This is a genomic window from Mesorhizobium sp. M6A.T.Cr.TU.017.01.1.1, from assembly GCF_004023115.1.
Taxonomy (GTDB): domain Bacteria; phylum Pseudomonadota; class Alphaproteobacteria; order Rhizobiales; family Rhizobiaceae; genus Mesorhizobium; species Mesorhizobium mediterraneum.
The window spans coordinates 42,693-60,555 of record NZ_RZTA01000030.1; the positions used below are offsets into that span (position 1 = coordinate 42,693).

General features: G+C 64.7%; 16 protein-coding genes. 10 read left to right on the plus strand and 6 right to left on the minus strand.

The window, feature by feature from the left end:
* Window positions 1–48 precede the first annotated feature (48 nt).
* On the plus strand, window positions 49–1,680 hold the full coding sequence (locus EOB36_RS12395; RefSeq protein ID WP_095485705.1) for a sulfotransferase: 1,632 nt from the start codon (window positions 49–51) through the stop codon (window positions 1,678–1,680).
* A gap of 34 nt (window positions 1,681–1,714) precedes the next feature.
* Here EOB36_RS12395 and EOB36_RS12400 read toward each other — a convergent pair whose 3' ends face one another.
* Entirely contained in the window at window positions 1,715–2,773 is a 1,059-nt protein-coding gene (locus EOB36_RS12400; protein ID WP_095485706.1) for a D-TA family PLP-dependent enzyme, read from the minus strand.
* A gap of 138 nt (window positions 2,774–2,911) precedes the next feature.
* On the opposite strand from EOB36_RS12400, the gene EOB36_RS12405 reads away from it, so the two are divergent.
* Window positions 2,912–3,598, plus strand: coding sequence for a D-lyxose/D-mannose family sugar isomerase (locus tag EOB36_RS12405; protein ID WP_095485707.1), 687 nt, complete (start codon window positions 2,912–2,914; stop codon window positions 3,596–3,598).
* A gap of 41 nt (window positions 3,599–3,639) precedes the next feature.
* Here the strand turns inward: EOB36_RS12405 and EOB36_RS12410 are convergent, their stop codons facing one another.
* From EOB36_RS12410 to EOB36_RS12430, 5 genes are read right to left on the minus strand one after another with little or no spacing between them, the layout of a single operon-like run.
* Window positions 3,640–4,950, minus strand: coding sequence for an aspartate aminotransferase family protein (locus tag EOB36_RS12410; RefSeq protein WP_095485708.1), 1,311 nt, complete (start codon window positions 4,948–4,950; stop codon window positions 3,640–3,642).
* Window positions 4,947–5,714 (minus strand): N-formylglutamate amidohydrolase, encoded by a 768-nt coding sequence (locus tag EOB36_RS12415; protein ID WP_095485709.1) that lies wholly within the window; start codon window positions 5,712–5,714, stop codon window positions 4,947–4,949. Before EOB36_RS12415 ends, EOB36_RS12410 begins: the two co-directional genes overlap by 4 nt.
* Window positions 5,714–7,036: a glutamine synthetase gene (locus EOB36_RS12420; protein ID WP_095485710.1), complete on the minus strand. Its 1,323-nt coding sequence runs from the start codon at window positions 7,034–7,036 to the stop codon at window positions 5,714–5,716. The genes EOB36_RS12415 and EOB36_RS12420 overlap by 1 nt, the downstream gene beginning before the upstream one ends.
* Window positions 7,033–7,680 (minus strand): isochorismatase family cysteine hydrolase, encoded by a 648-nt coding sequence (locus tag EOB36_RS12425; RefSeq protein ID WP_095485711.1) that lies wholly within the window; start codon window positions 7,678–7,680, stop codon window positions 7,033–7,035. Before EOB36_RS12425 ends, EOB36_RS12420 begins: the two co-directional genes overlap by 4 nt.
* Window positions 7,677–8,630, minus strand: a complete 954-nt coding sequence (locus EOB36_RS12430; protein WP_126106946.1) for a MurR/RpiR family transcriptional regulator — start codon at window positions 8,628–8,630, stop codon at window positions 7,677–7,679. Before EOB36_RS12430 ends, EOB36_RS12425 begins: the two co-directional genes overlap by 4 nt.
* Before the next feature lie 156 nt (window positions 8,631–8,786).
* Here EOB36_RS12430 and EOB36_RS12435 point away from each other — a divergent pair, with 156 nt between their 5' ends.
* The 8 genes from EOB36_RS12435 to EOB36_RS12475 form a co-directional block, all read left to right on the plus strand.
* Window positions 8,787–9,953 (plus strand): FAD-binding oxidoreductase, encoded by a 1,167-nt coding sequence (locus EOB36_RS12435; RefSeq protein WP_095485713.1) that lies wholly within the window; start codon window positions 8,787–8,789, stop codon window positions 9,951–9,953.
* Window positions 9,954–9,967: 14 nt separating this feature from the next.
* Window positions 9,968–11,830, plus strand: coding sequence for a branched-chain amino acid ABC transporter ATP-binding protein/permease (locus EOB36_RS12440; protein WP_245329882.1), 1,863 nt, complete (start codon window positions 9,968–9,970; stop codon window positions 11,828–11,830).
* Between the two features lie 32 nt (window positions 11,831–11,862).
* A complete protein-coding gene (locus EOB36_RS12445) occupies window positions 11,863–13,035 on the plus strand; it encodes an ABC transporter substrate-binding protein (protein WP_128284954.1) in 1,173 nt (390 codons plus the stop codon).
* A gap of 4 nt (window positions 13,036–13,039) precedes the next feature.
* Window positions 13,040–13,744: an ABC transporter ATP-binding protein gene (locus EOB36_RS12450; protein ID WP_128284955.1), complete on the plus strand. Its 705-nt coding sequence runs from the start codon at window positions 13,040–13,042 to the stop codon at window positions 13,742–13,744.
* Between the two features lie 3 nt (window positions 13,745–13,747).
* Window positions 13,748–14,629 carry a branched-chain amino acid ABC transporter permease gene (locus EOB36_RS12455; RefSeq protein ID WP_095485717.1) on the plus strand — a complete coding sequence of 294 codons (882 nt, stop codon included), beginning with the start codon at window positions 13,748–13,750 and terminating at the stop codon, window positions 14,627–14,629.
* A gap of 364 nt (window positions 14,630–14,993) precedes the next feature.
* The gene (locus EOB36_RS12465) at window positions 14,994–15,623 is read left to right on the plus strand and encodes an FMN-binding negative transcriptional regulator (protein ID WP_095485719.1); all 630 of its coding nucleotides are present in this window, start codon (window positions 14,994–14,996) and stop codon (window positions 15,621–15,623) included.
* A 29-nt stretch (window positions 15,624–15,652) separates the two neighbouring features.
* Window positions 15,653–16,708 carry an ornithine cyclodeaminase gene (locus EOB36_RS12470; RefSeq protein ID WP_128284956.1) on the plus strand — a complete coding sequence of 352 codons (1,056 nt, stop codon included), beginning with the start codon at window positions 15,653–15,655 and terminating at the stop codon, window positions 16,706–16,708.
* A 126-nt stretch (window positions 16,709–16,834) separates the two neighbouring features.
* The coding region (locus EOB36_RS12475; protein WP_206637161.1) for a homocysteine S-methyltransferase family protein at window positions 16,835–17,863 on the plus strand (1,029 nt) is incomplete at its 3' end.

Consider the following 17,863-nt stretch of genomic DNA (forward strand, 5'->3'; position numbering starts at 1 on the left):
AATTCTTGCTGAAGGCTGACTGCCGTTGCAGGCGATTGGGGGTGAAGCATGCCGCTCTTGCCACGCCGGCAGCCTGTCGGTCTACCGGCCATGGTCCAGGACTTTCTCCCGGCCGCCGGCGAGTCGGCGCCGGAGACGTTGCAGCGCGGTATCGACCTGCAGCGCCGTAAGCGCTTTCGCGAAGCCGAGTTCTGCTATCAGACCGTGCTTCGCCGGCAGCCCAAAAATGCCATGGCGCTCAATCTGATGGGTACGCTGGCGATCGAGGCCCAACGAATTGAGACGGCCATCGACTTTATGAAGCGTGCGGTCAAGCTCGAACCGGGCAACGCCATTTTCCGCAACAATCTCGGCAACGCCTACAACCTGGTCGGCAACATCGAGCAGGCGCGCAAACAGCTGAAAAAAGCGATCGAGCTCGACGGGCGGCTTGTCGAGGCCTTATGCAATCTCGGCAAATCCTACCGGAGCCAGCTCGAGGGCGACATCGCCGAGGGTTTCTATCGCCGTGCACTGGCGGTCGACGGCCAGTCGCTGACAGCGCTTGTCGGCATGGGCGAGTTGCTCACCGACATGGGCCGGCAAGCCGAGGCGGTCGAATGCTTTGGCCGCGCCATCGCCATCGACAAGGCGAATGTCGAGGCGCTGTCCGGGCTGGCGCTCGCGCGTCGGGCCGTCAAGGGCGATCCAGCTCTGGCTTTGGTGCGGGGCCGCCTCGAACTGCCGATGACCACCGATCGCGAGCGGGTTATCCTGCATCACGCCGCCGGAAAAATCCTCAACGACCAGCGCGAGTATCGCCTGGCTATCCACCATTTCGCCCGGGCCAAGGCAATCTCCGGCAATGATTTCGACATTGCCCTGCACACGCGGCTCTATGACAGTTTCATCGAGACTTTCGACGCCGGTTTTTTCGAAGCGCGGCCAAAATTCGGCAATCCGTCCGAACGGCCGGTCTTCATTGTCGGTATGCCACGTTCAGGAACGACGTTGACCGAGCAAATATGCGCCAGCCATCACGATATCCATGGTGCCGGTGAACTGCCGACCATCCGTTCATTGGCCGGCGAACTTGGATTCGACCAGCTTGATCCGGCGATTTTCGCCAAGGCCATGGCGGCGCTCACACCGGCGAAGGCGAGGGAGCTTGGCTCGAAATATCTCGACCATCTCAACAAGCGCAACGGCAAGGCGGCGTGTGTCGTCGACAAGATGCCGCATAATTTCGAGCTGCTGGCTTTCATCAGCCTGATTTTGCCGAATGCCCGCATCGTCCACTGCAGGCGTGACCCGATGGACAATTGCACGTCCTGTTTCATGCACAATTTCTCCGATACCCACGGCTACAATGCCGATCTGACCAAGCTTGGGCAGTATTACCGGCAATATGATCGCCTGATGCGCCATTGGGCCAAGGTCGTGCCGCTTGCCATCCATGACATGCCCTACGAAAAAACGGTGGCTGATTTCGAGACCCAAGCCCGCGGATTGATCGGATTCCTTGCCGTCGAATGGGACGATGCGTGTCTTCGTTTCCACGAAACCGAGCGCACGGTGCGCACGCCGAGCCGCTGGCAGGTACGCCAGCCGATCTATTCGTCCTCGGTCGAGCGCTGGAAACTGTACGGCGATGCCCTCGATCCGCTGAGGGCTGCGCTGGGTCCGCTTGTCCAACCCTGATCCAAACGGTCGTTCGGTCCGAACGGCCTCGATCTCAGCTCATGCGGCCGCGTGCCGCCACCGGCAGCGTCTCCAGCACCCGTTCTCCGTCGACCAGATGCACCTCGTCGAACAGGTTGGTGACCACACAGCAATGGTCGGGCACGACGCGCACGCGCTCGCCGATACGCAGCCTGGCGTCGCCGGAAAGCGTGATGTTGCCGTGCTCCTCGCTGAGGCCGGTGACGGTGGCGCCCGGAACGCCGAGCAATTCGCCGAAATCAGGCAGCCCCAGTGTGTCGCTGGACAAGGCTTTGCTGCCGGCATCGAGGATGGCCCGTGTCGGCGTCGGATGGCTGACCACCGTCGACAGCACCGTCAGCGCGCAATCGTCGAGGCTTCCGACGCCTTTGGCGACCTGGTAGCGGTCGAGATAGATGTAGGTGCCGGGGCGGTACTCGGTGACGACGGAAGCCTCGCTTGAGCGCCACATATCCGGCGTGCCGCCGCTGGAGATGCGTTCGCAGGCAAGACCGGATGCAGCGAGCGCCTGGCGTGCATCGGCGAGCCATGCCTCAGCCTCGGCAGCGCGGCCTGCCGCGGGATAGGTCATAAGCCCGCCGAAGGCGAGCCCCTTGGCCTTGTCGATCTCTCTGGCCAATGCGACCGCCTCGCTGGCCGACTGGACGCCGCAGCGGCCCATGCCGGTATCGCATTCCACCAGCACCTGTAGCGGCTGGCCTGGATCGGTGAAGGTGGCGGCGAGACCCCCGAGCGTTTCCATGCTGTCTGATGTCACCGACAGCGTCACACGGCCGTGCAGCGCCTTGAGGCGCTCCAGCTTGGCCTTGCCCAGAATGTTGTAAGGGAGAAAAATGTCGGTGAGGCCGGCATCGGCCATCACCTCGGCCTCACCGATCTTCTGGCAGGTGATGCCGACCGCACCCGCTGCGATCTGCTTCTTTGCCCAGTAAGGCAGTTTGTGGGTCTTGATGTGCGGCCTGAGCTTCAGACCGTGCCGGTCGGCATGGGCCTGCGCCCGCGCGATGTTGGCTTCGGCGCGGGCGGCGTCGATCAGGATTGCCGGTGTATCGAGGTCATCTATGCTGCGCATGGATTATCACCCTGGGGATTTGCCTGGACTTATGGCCTTGATCGGCCCGGATGTCATGAGGCCAGCATGCGCTTTACGTCGACACCGGAGCGGTGTTCGGTTATGCGCTGTAGGCCCGCCTGAAGAAGGATCACGATCATGAAACGTTCAACCGTCAACGACATCATCCGCGATGCCGATGCCTTCATCCGCTCGTTCGGCTACATCATGCCGCCCTTCGCCTATTGGTCGCCGGAAGAGATGAAGGCGCGTCGGCAGGATTCGTCGGCCATCTTCTCCTCCCGGCTTGGCTGGGACATCACCGATTATGGCCAGGGCAAGTTCAACGAACTCGGCCTCTTCCTGTTCACCGTTCGCAACGGCCGCTATGAGGACATGAAGAAGGGCATGGGCATGCTCTATGCCGAAAAGATCATGATCTCGCGCAAGGATCAGCTGTCGCCGATGCACCGCCACAACATCAAGGCCGAAGACATCATCAACCGTGGTGGCGGCAGGCTGGTGCTGGAACTGTTCATGCATGATCGCGATGGCGGCATTGATCCGAAGGCCGAGGTATCGGTGCCTGTCGACGGAACCATCCACAGGCTGCCGGCGGGCGGGCTCCTGAAGCTCGACCCAGGCCAGAGCGTCACGCTTCTGCCGGGCGTCTGGCACGCCTTCTGGGCCGAGGGCAAGGATGTGCTGATCGGCGAGGTGTCGACCGTCAACGACGATCTTACCGACAATGTCTTCCGCGAACCGATCGGCCGCTTCGCAGACATCGACGAGGATGTCGCGCCGCTGCACCTCTTGGTGTCCGACTACGAGAAGTGGGTAGGGTAGCTTTTCCCAATGGCGGGCGCCGCCCTTCATCTGGCCCCCGCCTACCACATCATGAAGGAAGCGACGTCCGCGTCGGAGACCTTGCCTGCCATCACGTCGGCGATCGCCTGGTCGACGATGGCCACGCCCTCAGCCACCTCGTGCTCGGTCAGCGTCAGCGGCGGCATGAATTCGAGCACATTGGCCTTCAGCCCGACATAGGTGAAGGCCGCACCCAGTTCGTAGCCGCGATAGATGATCTTGGCCGTCGTCGTCGCCGCGACCGGCTCGCGTGTCTTGCGGTCCTTGACCAGATCGACACCGACGGCAAGGCCACGCCCGCGCACGTTGCCGATGATCTCGTGTTTTGCGCCGAGCGCCCGCAGCGCATCTGTAAACAGCGTGCCGACGCGCGCCGAGCGTTCGACCAGGCCTTCGCTGTCGATTGTTTTCAGCACAGCGTTGCCGGCGGACGTCGCCACGGGATTGCCGGCGGTCGTCTGCAGCGCGAAGGCCGGCGCGTGATCCATGATCTCCTTCGGGCCGACAACGGCCGAAAGCGGCAGGCCGCCGCCGATACCCTTGCCGAATACGACGAGATCGGGCGTCAGACCTTCGTGCTGGAAACAGTGCATCATGCCGCTGCGGGCCAGCCCAACCTTGACCTCGTCGACGACTATTCTGATGCCGTGCCTGCGGCAACGCTCTTGCAACGCTTTGAGGAAGCCGGGCGGCGGCACGATCAGCCCGCCATCCGACATCAGTGGCTCGATGAATACGGCAGCCACCTGATGCGGCGGGCAGGTGGTCTCGAACTGGTAGTCGAGGAGAGCAAGAACAGCCTCGGCGCTGAACTGCGGCCGGTACGGATCGGGGTAGGGGAGCAAAAGCACCCCTGGCCTCGGCAGCGTGTGGGTCATGGCGGTATGGCCGCTGATGCCCATCGAGCCGGAGAGATTGCCGTGATAGGAGCCGATGAAGGAGATGAAGCGCGAGCGGCCTGTCGCGGCCTGCAGAACGCGCACGGCGCAGTCATTGGCGTCCGACCCGGAATGGCCGAACCAGACGCGCCGTTCGCCGTTGCCCGGTGTGATCGCCAGCAGCCGCTCGGCCAGCGAAACTGCTGGTTCGTTCGGGTAGAGCAGGAGACTGGCGCCCGCCATGTCGCGGATCGACGCTTCGACCGCGGCGACGATGGCCGGATGGCCGTAACCGAGGATTGCCGGACCGGCCGAGCCGGACAGGTCGAGCAGCGAGCGGCCGCCTTCCTCGATCAGCCGATTGCCCTGGCCGCCGACGACGCTCAGCGGCGAGAAACGCAGCTTGCCGATTTGGGCGATGGTTGCCGCGTCGCGCTCGCGCAGATTGCTCATGACGCCTTCTCCTTCTGCTGCGCGGGCAAGGCGGCGGCCAGACGGTTCGCCCACGCCTCGATGCCGGAGCGGCTCGACAACAGATCCTGCCGGATCTCTATGAGAACGGCGGGAATACCGCGATCGTCGCCATGGATGGGCACCGCGTAGTCGGCGTCGCGGCTGATCACGTAAGGCACGTTCGCCCCGACATTGAGCGCGCCGTCGACACCTAGGCCGGCGAGGATCGCTTCGCCGAAATCGCCGGCGCGATCGTAAAGCACGCCGGCATGCCAAGGCCGGGAAATCCCGAGGAAGACCGGCGTGAAGCTGTGGATCGTCGCGATCCGCGTCGGCCTGCCGTCCTTCGCCCGGCGGTCGAGATGGGCGGCCACCTGGTCATGGAAAGGCGCGAACATGATTTCGGCGCGCCGTGCCCGCTCGGACGGATCGAGCCCGATATTGCCGGGAATGTCGGTGTCTTCGGAGAGCACAGGAATGCTGCCGCTCGTGCCCAGCGGCCGGTTGAGATCGATTAGCAGCCGCGAATAGCCGCTGAGGAAGGCAGGCGCATCGAGCAGCACCGACAGACGGCGCGTCACTTCGGCGGCGCCGATATCCCAGGCGATGTGACGTTGCAAATGGCTGATATCGAGCCCGAGCTGTCCATATTCCGCCGGAATGTGGTTGGATGCATGCTCGCACAACAGCACGATGTCGGAGCGGCCATTTTCGTTGAGCACGTCGACGGCAGCCGGCCACCCAGTTGCAAGCTGCGCAGCCATCAATAAAGCGTCCGGTAGAGGTCGCAGACAGCCACCGGATCGAGACCGGCAAGGCGCTCGGTCTCATGCCGCTTGAGGCCGACGAAGGTCTCGATGAAGACAGGCGCGAACCATCCGGTTACGGTGCTGTCGGCGGCGAGCGCGTCGAGCGCCGCCGGCAGGGTTTCCGGCAGGCGTATGAGGCCAAGCTTCTTGCGCTCCGCCTCGCTCATCAGCGTCGGGTCGCCGGTGACCAGCGGCGGCGTCGGCAGCTTTGCTTTCAGCCCTTCCAGTCCCGCGCGCACGATGGCCGCCAGTGACAGATAGGGATTGCCGGTGGCGTCGGCGGCCCGGTATTCGATGTTGTATTGCCGCGCCGGGTCGCGCCCGCCGATCGTCACCGTCGGGCAGATGCGCAAGGACGCCTCACGGTCGCGATCGGCAAGCCAGGTGTAGGACGAGCTCCAGCTATGCGGCTTCAGCCGGTAGTAGGATGACACGCTCGCCGCCGTCATCGCGGTGATACCAGGCAGATGGCGAAGCACCCCGGCACAGAAGGCGCCGGCCTGGCTGGAAAGGCCGCCCGGTCGTGCTGGGTCGTAGGTCGCCGGCTTGCCGGCCGCATCGACGAAGCTGAAATGGATGTGGACGCCGTTGCCGACGGCGTCGGGAGCGGCTTTCGGCGTGAAGCTGGCGCGCCAGCCGGCACTGCGCGCGACTTCGCGGGTGATTTCTCGGATGGCGACAGCGCGGTCGGCCGCGGCAAGCGCATCGGTTGGCTCGTGCGTCACCTCGAATTGGTCGGTGCCGAATTCGGCGATGACCACTTCGGGCGCGACGCCCGCTTCTTCCAGCGCCGCCATCAAATTGGGAGCAAACGGGTCGGCGCGGCGTAGCGCGGCGAACGACATAGAATGAGCTGGCGCGAAGTCGGCGTCGGCGATATGGAATTCATGCTCGAAGGCGGCGACGACGGAAAGCCCGGTTGCGGCCTTCAACTCCGCCAGCGCATCTATGAGCATGGTGCGTGTGCAGCCGACCCATGGGCTGCCGTCGAGTTCGACGATGTTGCCGGCGACCATATCGAAGGCTGTCGCCGATCCGGTCAGCACTGTCCGAAAACGGGCGTTGAGGTCAGGCACCAGCCGCACATCGCCGGAGGAGCCCCAGGGATTGGGATCGACGATGGAATTGAACGGCGTCAGCGACAGATTGGCCTGCAGCCAGCCGACGCCGGTGGCGGCGATCTTCTGCAGCTTGCTTTCGACGACCGAGCGGCCGCGCGTGATGGCGGAGAGATCGGTGGTGACGACGGCAACGAGCGGTTCGACGGTCGATGTCATGCAGGTTTTCCCAAGGCTTCGAAGCGGGCGGCTATGGTGGCGGTATCAGTGACCCAGCAATAGCCGCCAAACGCCTTGAGGGCACCATCATGGCGCTCCTGCGTGGCGGCCGCGCAGGCATCAGACACGCAGGTGACGAGGTAGCCGCGATCGGCGGCGTCGCGCACCGCCATGTCGACGCACTGGTCGGTCATGATGCCGGCAACGATCAGGTAACGCACGCCGAGGTTCTTCAAGACATAATCGATGTTGGTCGAGTTGAAGACGCCAGACGACGTCTTCGGCAGCATGATCTCGTCGCCGACCGGCGCCAGCGACGACACTGGCAGGCCTTCCGGCCGGCTGGGCGCGATATGGATCGGCGTCAGCTTGTGGTCGAGCGAGCAGTCGCGGCCGTCTTCCGTCAAGCTCTGGATGATGGTGTGGATCACCTCGACGCCATTGGCGCGGGCGGCCGCCAGCAGGCGTTCCTGGTTGGGGATCGTCTGCGACGCCGTCTGCCGGTAGAAATAGTGGTCAGGGCCGCGCTCCGGATGCGCCGGATCGGCGCCGGGCTCCAGCCAAACACGTTGCATGTCGACCAGAAGCAGCGCGGTTTCGCCGGCCCGGAAGGGCTCGTTTCGTTTTGGCAATGCCTGCGTCATGCTTTCTGGTCCTGCTTCACTGATTTGGATTGGACTGATTTAGGTTGGGCTGATTTGGGCCCGGGCATCCTGCGTGTCCCGGTTTCTTCGGGGCCGGCACTGTCGAGGGTCACGGCATTCGCATGCCGCACCTCCTCCAACTTTTCGATGCGTTCGCGGGCGCCATCGCTTAGCGTGGACACGATATGGGCGACCAGCGCCTCCATCTGCGCAATCGCCGGCGCCAGCGTGTCGTATGGGGAGGCGACTTCCAGCGGGCTGACGATGGTGACCTCGGCGAGATCGGCGATCGGCGACAGCCATTGATCGGTGAACAGCACGATGCGCACGTCGCGCGCCGCCGCCTGCCGGGTGTAGTCGATGACGTCGAACTGGTAGCGGCGATAATCGAAAACGACCAGCACGTCGCGGCGGCCAAGATCGGCCAGCGTGTCGAAGGCCTGTGCCGACAACGTGCCGAGGTCGCGCACACCCGGCCTGAATTGCAGCATGTAGCCGGCGAACATGCTGGCGATATGGCGGCTGAAACGGCCGCCGAGCATGACCGCCTCGCCCTTGGCTTCCATCAGCAAACGGGCGGCGCGCTCGTAACTCTGCAACGGCGTCAGGCTGACCGATTTCTCGAGCGCAGCACCGACCGAGCCGAGATAGGCGAGGATGGCGCTATCTTCCGCGCCTGTCGGCCGCTTGGCTTCCATCATAAGCAGGGGTGAATGCAGCCTGGCCTCGACTTCGGCCAGAAGCTTCGCCTGGAAGTCCGGAAAGCCATCATAGCCGAGCTTCACCACCAGCCTGACCACGGTCGGGTCGCTGACGCCGGCACGCCGGGCCAGTGACGAAGCGGTGCCGAGGCCGGAGGTCGGATAGTCGGTCAGAAGCAGCCGGACGATCTTTTCCTCCGACGGCGTCAGCGCAAAATCCCCGCGCATCAGAACATCGCGTATCGACATTGGCCTCCCCAAAATCGGTGTTGGGCTTACCTGCCTCGTTGTGTCGAGTTTATTACAGAGATTTTAATTTCGGTCAACAATGAAGAGATATTGACATAACCGGACGACTGGTCTTAGCTTTGTCGGAAAGCAGCCAAGAGACTGTGGGGAACAGCCATGCGGACTGGAAGCGACGTCATCGTCGTCGGCGCGGGTATCGTTGGATCGAGCGCGACCTATCATCTGGCCGCGTCCGGTGTCGAGGTGACGCTTGTCGAGCAGACGCACCCCGCCGGCGGGCCGTCCGGCAAGTCCTCGGCGCTGCTGCATGCCTTCTATTTGATGCCGGAACTGTCGCAGCTTGCCATTCGTGGCCGCGAGATCCTTGTGTCCTTGCCGGAGATATCAGGCGAGGGCTCCTTCGTCACCGAGATCGGCATGATGTGGGTCTGCGGCAACGACAATGAAGCGAGCTGGAAGGCCGCCGCCGAACGCATTCGCGGCGAGGGCGCATTGATCGAGACGCTGTCGCCACAGGCCTTCGCCAATGCCGCGCCCGGCTTTGCGCTGAACAATGTGGCGCTGGCGCTATGGGAGCCCGAGTACGGCTATGCCGACGCCTTCGGCGCAACCAATGCAATTGCCCGCGCCGCCAAGGCACGCGGTGCCAGGATCATGCAGAACAGCCTCGTCGAACGGCTTGTGAAAGAGGGCGACCGCATCAGCGGCGTCGCGCTCGCCGATGGAACGGTGCTGAAGGCCGATGCCGTGGTGCTCGCCGCCGGGCCATGGACGCGCCGGCTGCTGGCGACGGTCGGCCTCGATCTGCCTCTGCATGTCGAGCGCCACCCGATGGCCGTGCTCGACGCCGCCGGCAAGGCGCGCCAGGTCATGCCTTTCGCTTGGTGCGACGACATCTCCTGTAACTATGCGCGGCCCGACAATGACGGCGTCATTCTTGCCGGCACCTGGGCCGGCGGCGGCACCGGCTTGCGTCATGAGCACGCAGGCCGTCCGCGTTTCGTCGATAACCCCGACGACTACATGGAAGGCGTCGAGGAATCAGAATCGGTCGAGATCCTCGAGACCTTCGCGACGCGCGTGCCGGCGATGGCCGATCTTGGCATCCGCCCCGGCTATGCCGGGCTTTACGACATGAGCCCCGACGACCTGCCGGTGATCGGCGCCATGCCTGGCATCGACGGACTTTTCGTTTCGGCCGGCTCCTCGGGCCACGGCTTCAAGACCGGCCCGGCGGTCGGCGAAGCGGTGGCAAGACTGGTCACCGAAGGCGCCCAGCCGATCCTGGCACCGTTTTCGCCCAGCCGCTTCAAGGCCGCCTGATGGCGTCGGCGGCGATGAGCGAGGGCAGGGCGCGGTCGTTGATGCCGGCCGCGTTTCGCAACGCCTCAGCCGATGCGCTTTGCATGGTGGCGGTGCTGCTGCTGGCGGGGCTCATTGTCTTCTTCTTCGGCGGCGCCGCCATGCAGCGCGTCGTCACCTATGCCGCGATCATGCTGACGGCGGTGCTCGGGCTGCAGATATTCTCCGGCAACAGCGGCATCGTCTCCTTCGGCCACGCCGCCTTTGTCGGTCTCGGCGCCTATGCCACCGGCATCCTGACCATGCCGGCGGCGCTGCAGCGCACCGCGTTGCGCGACCTGCCGCAGTTTCTCGCTGGCTATGAACTCTCCTTCTTCGCCGCGCTCGCCGTCGTGCTGATCCTTGCGATCGTCATCGGCCTGCTGACCGGCACGCCTCTGCTCAGGCTGTCCGGATCGAGCGCTTCCATCGCCACGCTCGCCATGCTGATCATCGTCTACACGCTACTGGTTGCCGGACGCGAGATCACCCGCGGCAGCCAGCCCTTTTACGGCGTGCCGCGCGAGGTCGGTCTGTGGACCGCTATCGGCGTCGCTTCGGTGGCGCTGGTCGTGGCGAGGCTGTTCCGCGAGACTGCCTTCGGCCTTGCCACCCGCGCCGCCGCCAATGACGAGCGCGGTGCCGCCGCCGTCGGCGTCGATCAGCGCACCTCGCGGCTGGCCGCTTGGGTGGTGGGCGCGGTCGCCGCCATGGCCGCGGGCGCCATGATGGCGCAGTTCCTTGGCGCCTTTTCGCCGCGCGACTTCTATTTCGACCTCGGCTTCACCTTGCTGGCCATGCTGATCGTCGGTGGCATGAGCTCCTCGCTCGGCGCCTTTGCCGGCGTCGTCGTCACCATCGTCGTTATCGAGGTGGTGCGTCGCTTCGAAGGCGGCGGCGAGGTGTTCGGCCTGCATCTGCCGGTGCTGTTCGGCCTGACCCAGGGCGTGCTCGCCATCGCCATGATCCTGGTCATCTGGCGGCGGCCGACTGGCCTGTTCGGCGAGCGCGAATTGAACCTTTTGCGCCGGCCCGCCCGCCAAGTCGCGACTATCCCGGCTGCGCCGCTGCTGCATGCCGAGCGCGACCGGCTCACCGCCGATCATCTGTCGCGGCGCTATGCCGGCGTCGTCGCCGTCGACGACGTCACGCTCGCCTTCGACACCGATAGCATCACCGGCATCATCGGCCCGAACGGCGCCGGCAAGACGACGCTGCTCAACATGCTGGCCGGCGACGTCGAGCCGAGCGCCGGCAGCGTGTCGATCGGCGGTTCGGTGAGGCGGGCCTCGGCTTTCCGCTTCGCCCGCTCCGGCGTTGCCCGCACTTTCCAGAACATCCGCGTCTTCCCGCAAATGACTGTACTGGAAAATGTCGTGGTCGCCGCCCGCTCGGTCGAGCCCGATCTTGCCAGTGCCGAGGCGGCGGCAATGCGCGAGCTTTCCCGCATGGGCCTGGAGAAATTTGCCGATCAGCCCGCCGCCGGGCTCGCCTATGGCCAGCGCCGCCGGCTGGAGGTGGCGCGGGCGCTGGCGCTGAAACCGCGCTTCCTGCTGCTCGACGAGCCCGCCGCCGGCATGAACGCGGTCGAAACTGGCGAGCTGGTTTCCATCCTCTCGGCCGTCCGCACCGAGCGGCGCATCGGTGTCGTCCTGATCGAGCACGACATGCGGCTGGTGATGAACCTGTGCGAACGCATCGTCGTCATCGACCATGGCCGCGTCATCGCCGACGGCACGCCCGCCGAAGTGCAAAAGAACCCTGCCGTCATCGCCGCCTATCTCGGCAGCCGCACCGCCCGCGCCAAGACGGGACAAGAAACGCCCGCCAACGAAACACCTGCAAGTGAAACCGCATAGCCAACGATAACAAATCCAGAAGGAGAACCGACATGCCAAAGCTTTATCGCCTTCAACGCGCCGCCCTCTATGCAGCGGTGTTCGGCACGACCGTCGCCATCGTTTCCACGGCTTCCGCCGAGGAGATCATCATTGGCGCCGCGACCGCGCAGACCGGCGGCCTTGCTCCCTACGACCAGCCGGCACTTGCCGGTCTGCGCATGGCGCTCGACGAACTCAACGCCAAGGGCGGTCTCGCAGGCAAATACACCGTCAAGCTAATCATCAAGGACACCCGCTCCGACACGGCGCAGACCGCCACCGTCGCGCAGGAACTGATCGACGCCGGCGCCAAGATCATGATCACGCCGTGTGACGCCGACCCCTCGATCTCGGCCGGCCAGCTCACCCAGCCGCTCGGCATTCCGACATTGACGCTGTGCGGCTCCGCCCCGGTGCTCACCGCCGCGGTCGGCGACGTCATGTTCGGCACCTATCCGGCCGACAATGTGCAGGCGACCGCAGTCGCCGACTTCGCCGTCGCCGAAGGCAAGAAGAAGGTCTTTCTCTTGACGTCGCCGGATTCCACCTACACCGCCAACCTGCCCGAATATTTCGGCAAGGTGTTTGAAAAGAAGGGCGGCGCTGTCGTCGGCCGCGGTACTTTCACCATGGGCCAGCCGGACTTTTCTGCCGAGATCACCAACATCAAGAGCCTCGCCGACCAGCCGGACCTGATCATGACGGCCGCCTACGAGCCTGATTTCCCGGCCTTCATCCAGCAATTGCGCGGCGCCGGCGTCACCATTCCGGTCTATGGCGCCGATGCCATCGGCACACCGACCATCAAGGGATTGGGCAAGCTGGTCGACGGCGTCGTCTACACGGCGGCCGGCTATGCCGAGCCGGGCAGCAAGCTGGAGGCCTTCAACGCCGCCTTCGCCAAATATGCCGGCCACGCGCCGGAATCGACGTATGAGGTGAATGGCTACGAGATCGGGCTGATCCTCGACCAGGCGGTCAAGACGGCCGGCTCCGATGATCCCAAGGCGATCCGCGATGCCATCGCCGGCCTCAAGGACTTTGACGGCATCACCGGCAAGATCACCTATGCCGGCACCGACCGCATGCCGCTGAGGCCTGTGGCGCTGATGCGCTATGAGAGCGGCGAGGGCAAGCACATCCAGACCATGATCCCCGACGCCGCCGACGTGCCGGCGCCGTGACATCATGCTGAGCGTCGAAGCCCTGAAAATACGCTACGGCGAGGTCGAGGCGGTGCGCCGCGTCGATCTTGCCGTCGACAGTGGCGAGATCATCGCGCTGGTCGGCGCCAATGGCGCCGGCAAGAGCTCGACGCTCGGCGCCATCGCCGGGCTGGTGCCTGTCGTATCGGGGAAAGTGATCTTCGACGGCGTCGACATCACCGGCCTGGCGCCGGAGGCGATCGCCCGCAAGGGTGTGTCGCTGGTGCCGGAAGGCCGGCGCATCTTCGCTGGCCTGACCGTGGCCGACAATCTGCGTCTCGGCGGCGCGATGCACCTGCCGGCGGTGGAGGCGAGGGCGCGCGAAGAGGAGATGCTCGAGCTGTTTCCGATCCTGCGGCGCTACCATCGCGTCAAGGGCGGCAATCTCTCCGGCGGCGAGCAGCAGATGCTGGCCATCGCCCGCGCATTGATGGGCAAACCGCGCATGGTGCTGCTCGATGAGCCGTCGCTTGGCCTTGCCCCGCAGCTGATCGACACCGTCTTCGACCTGATCGCCGAATTGCGCCGCAACGGCCTGACCATCCTTCTGGTCGAGCAGAACGTGGCGCTGGCGCTGGAGATCGCCGACCGCGCCATCGTGCTCGCCAATGGCGAGGTGGTGCTGTCGGGCACCGCGAAGGAGCTCGCCACCTCGGACCTTGTCCGCCAAGCCTATCTCGGAGCCTGAACCATGATCGCGCAGCAGATCATCAATGCGGTGAGCCTCGGCGGCGTCTATGCGCTGCTGGCACTGGGGCTGGCGATCGTCTTTTCCATCGTCGGCCTGATCAACTTCGCCCATGGCGAGCTGATGACACTGTCGGGCTATGCCTTGCTTGCCGCGCTGGTTTTCGGTCTGCCGTTTCCGGCGGCGGTGCTCGTCGCCGTGTCCTGCGGCGCGCTCGCGGCAGTTGCCATGGAACGCGTCGCCTTCCGGCCGATGCGCGGCGCCAGCGTCACCAGCCTGCTTCTGACCAGCTTCGCCGTTTCGAGCCTGCTGAAGGTCGTCTTCCAGAACGGCATCTCGGCCCGGCCGCAGGCCGTCGCCATGCCCAGCTGGATGACCGGCGCCTTCTCGTTCGGCGATTTCACCATCGGCGTCGGCCCGAGCATCTCCATCGTCGTCTCGGCATTGGCCCTGATTGCGCTGGAACTCTTCCTGCGCCGCACCGTGACCGGCACGGCGATGCGCGCCGCGGCCGAGGATTTCAATGTCGTCCGGCTGATGGGCATCCCGGCCAGCCGCATCATCGCCACCGCCTTCCTGCTCTCCGGCCTGCTGGCCGGGCTGGCGGCGATGCTGTGGGTGGCGCAGCGCGCTTCCGTCGATCCGCTGATGGGGTTCACCCCGGTGCTGAAGGCCTTCATCGCCGCGGTCGTCGGTGGGCTGGGCAGCCTGCCGGGCGCGGTCGCCGGCGGCTTCCTGCTCGGCATCATCGAAGTGCTGCTGCAGGCGACGCTGCCGGCAGCGGTCGCACCTTATCGCGACGCCATCGTGCTCTCCGGCGTCATCGCCGTGCTGCTGGTGCGGCCGCAAGGCCTGATCCCGGCGGTTCGCGTGCAGAGAAGCTAGTTCCTTAGTGCAAAAGTTCTGAAAGGTCGGATAGTGCTTACGTTGGCAGATCGCAAGCCTTGGAGATTGGCTGAAAACACCCATCGCTTCGTCATCCTGGGGCGGAGCAAGGAGCGAAGCGACGCGGCGCAGACCCCAGGATCCATGCCGCGACTTCAGAGCGCTGCTACGGTGCAGAATTCTGCTCCGCGGCGCCCTTCGGCCAAGATTACGGCATGGATCCCAGGGTCTCCGCGACGGAGCTCCGCTCCTGCTTCGCCCAGGGATGACGAAGTTGGAGAAGCCTCGGCCAATCCCGAACGTTGGAGATGGCCAGCACGGCAGCGACTGTCAAGATCACTCATGTCGAGGAACTAGCCCCATAATGTACACCAAGCCCGAATTCGCGCCGCTCTCGCAGGACGACGTCTTCGGCCTGATCGAGGCGGCGGCCTTCGCCACGGTGGTGACGTCAGGGCCGGAGGGACTCGTCGCCTCGCATCTGCCTATCGTGCTCGACCGAAAGCGGGGAGCGAACGGCACGCTGGTGTCGCATCTGGCCCGGCAGAACCCGCACAGCGCGTTGATTGCGGAGGGCCGGGAGACGATCGCAATCTTCCACGGGCCGCATGGCTATATCTCGCCGTCCTGGTATCCGCGCAACCCGGTGCGCGACAGCGCGCCGACCTGGAACTTCGCCGTCGTCCATTGCCACGGCCGGCCGGCGCCACTCGACGATCACGCCACCGCCCGGCACCTCTTGCGGCTTGTCGACGTGCTGGAAAAGGGCCGCGCCGACCGCTGGCGCATGCGCGAGCTCGGGCCGGGCGGCATGGAGCGGCGCATACCGCACATCCTTGGCTTCGACCTGCCGATCGAACGGCTCGAGGCCAAGTTCAAGATGGGGCAGGACGAGCGGCTCTACGACACCAATGCCGCGATCGGCACGCTGGAGCGGAGCGATCCGGCACTGGCGACGATGATGAAGGCGCACAACGCGCATCGCAAGGACTGACCGTCGCAGCAATGCGGGCAAGGACAAAAATGATCCCCAATCTCAACATCGTCCCTTTCGTCAGCGTCGACCACATGATGAAGCTGGTGCTGAAGATCGGGGTCGAGCGTTTCCTCACCGAGCTCGCCTTCTACATCGAGGATGATTTCCGCCGCTGGGAAGCCTTCGACAAGTCGCCGCGCGTCGCCTCGCACAGCGCCGAGGGCGTCATCGAGCTGATGCCGACCAGCGACGGCGAGGTCTATGGCTTCAAATATGTCAACGGCCATCCCAAGAACATGCGCGAGGGCCGCCAGACCGTGACCGCCTTCGGGATGCTGGCCGACGTCCACAATGGCTACCCCGTGCTGCTGTCGGAAATGACCATCCTGACCGCGCTGCGCACCGCGGCGATGTCGGCGCTCGCGGCCAAGCATCTGGCGCCACCCGGCGCTGGCTGCATGGCGCTGATTGGCAATGGCGCCCAGGCGGAATTCCAGGCCCTGGCCTTCAAGGCCTTGCTGGGTGTGCGCAAGCTGCGCTTCTTCGACATCGACCGCTCGGCGACGGAAAAGTGCATCCGCAATCTCGATGGTTTTGGCTTCGAAATGGTCGCCTGCCGCTCTACCGAAGAGGCCGTCGAGGGGGCTGAGATCATCACTACCGTCACCGCCGACAAGCAGTACGCCACCATCCTCACCGACAACATGGTCGGCTCGGGCGTGCACATCAATGCGGTTGGCGGCGATTGTCCGGGGAAGACTGAACTGCATCGCGATATCCTGCTGCGCTCCGACATCTTCGTCGAATACCCGCCGCAGACCCGCATCGAGGGCGAGATCCAGCAGCTTGCTCCGGACCATCCCGTGACCGAGCTGTGGCAGGTCATCACCGGCGTCGTACAAGGCCGGCGCGACCCGGCCCAGATCACGCTGTTCGATTCGGTCGGCTTCGCCATCGAGGATTTCTCGGCGCTGCGCTATGTCAGGGACCAGCTGCGATTAACCGGCCTCTACCAGGAACTCGACATGCTGGCCGACCCGGACGAGCCACGCGACCTGTTCGGCATGCTGCTAAGAGCGGCAGTGGTGGCGAAGGCGGGTTAGGCGGCGGTGTAGCGCCGGCAGGCAGTACCCCTAGCGACAGGGGTGACAGCAGCAGCCGAATAGCGTATATTGACATAAAGATGTCTTTATGTGACTTAGGCGCGACTGTCGCCCCGAGGACGAAATATGTCGCAAAACCCATCATCGTTGGATGATTTATTCGGCCCCGTCGCGGCCAAGCCCGACGGTTCGGAAGTGCTTGCAGCACTGACGGCGGCGGCGCGCGAACGCATCCTCATCCTCGACGGCGCCATGGGCACGCAGATCCAGGGCCTCGGCTTCGACGAGAACCACTTCCGTGGCGACAAATTCGCGGAGTGCGCATGCCATCAGCAGGGCAACAACGATCTGCTGATCCTGACGCAGCCCCAAGCGATCGAGAAGATTCACTATCAATACGCCATATCAGGCGCGGATATCCTCGAGACCAACACCTTCTCCTCGACCGCCATCGCCCAGGCGGATTACGGCATGGAGGACGCGGTCTATGCGCTGAACCGCGACGGTGCACGGCTGGTACGCAGGGCCGCGGTGCGGGCGCAGCAGGAAGACGGCAAGCGTCGCTTCGTCGCCGGTGCGCTGGGACCGACCAACCGCACCGCCTCGATGTCGCCGGATGTCAACAATCCCGGCTACCGCGCCGTGACCTTCGACGAATTGCGCCTCGCCTATGGCGAGCAGCTGCGCGGTCTCATCGACGGCGGCGCCGACATCATCCTGATCGAGACCATTTTTGATACGCTGAACGCCAAGGCGGCGATCTTCGCCTGCAACGAGATTTTCATCGAGAAGGACGTGCATCTGCCGGTCATGATCTCCGGCACGATCACCGACCTGTCCGGCCGCACGCTGTCCGGCCAGACGCCGACGGCTTTCTGGCATTCGGTCCGTCACGCCAACCCGTTCACGATAGGCCTCAATTGCGCGCTGGGCGCCAAAGCCATGCGCGCCCATCTGGACGAAATATCAGGCGTCGCCGACACCTTTGTCTGTGCCTATCCCAATGCCGGCCTGCCCAATGAATTCGGCCGTTATGACGAGAGCCCGGAATTCATGGCCGCGCAGATCGAGGATTTCGCGCGCGACGGATTGGTCAACATCGTCGGCGGCTGTTGCGGCTCGACGCCGGACCACATCCGCGCCATCGCACAGGCG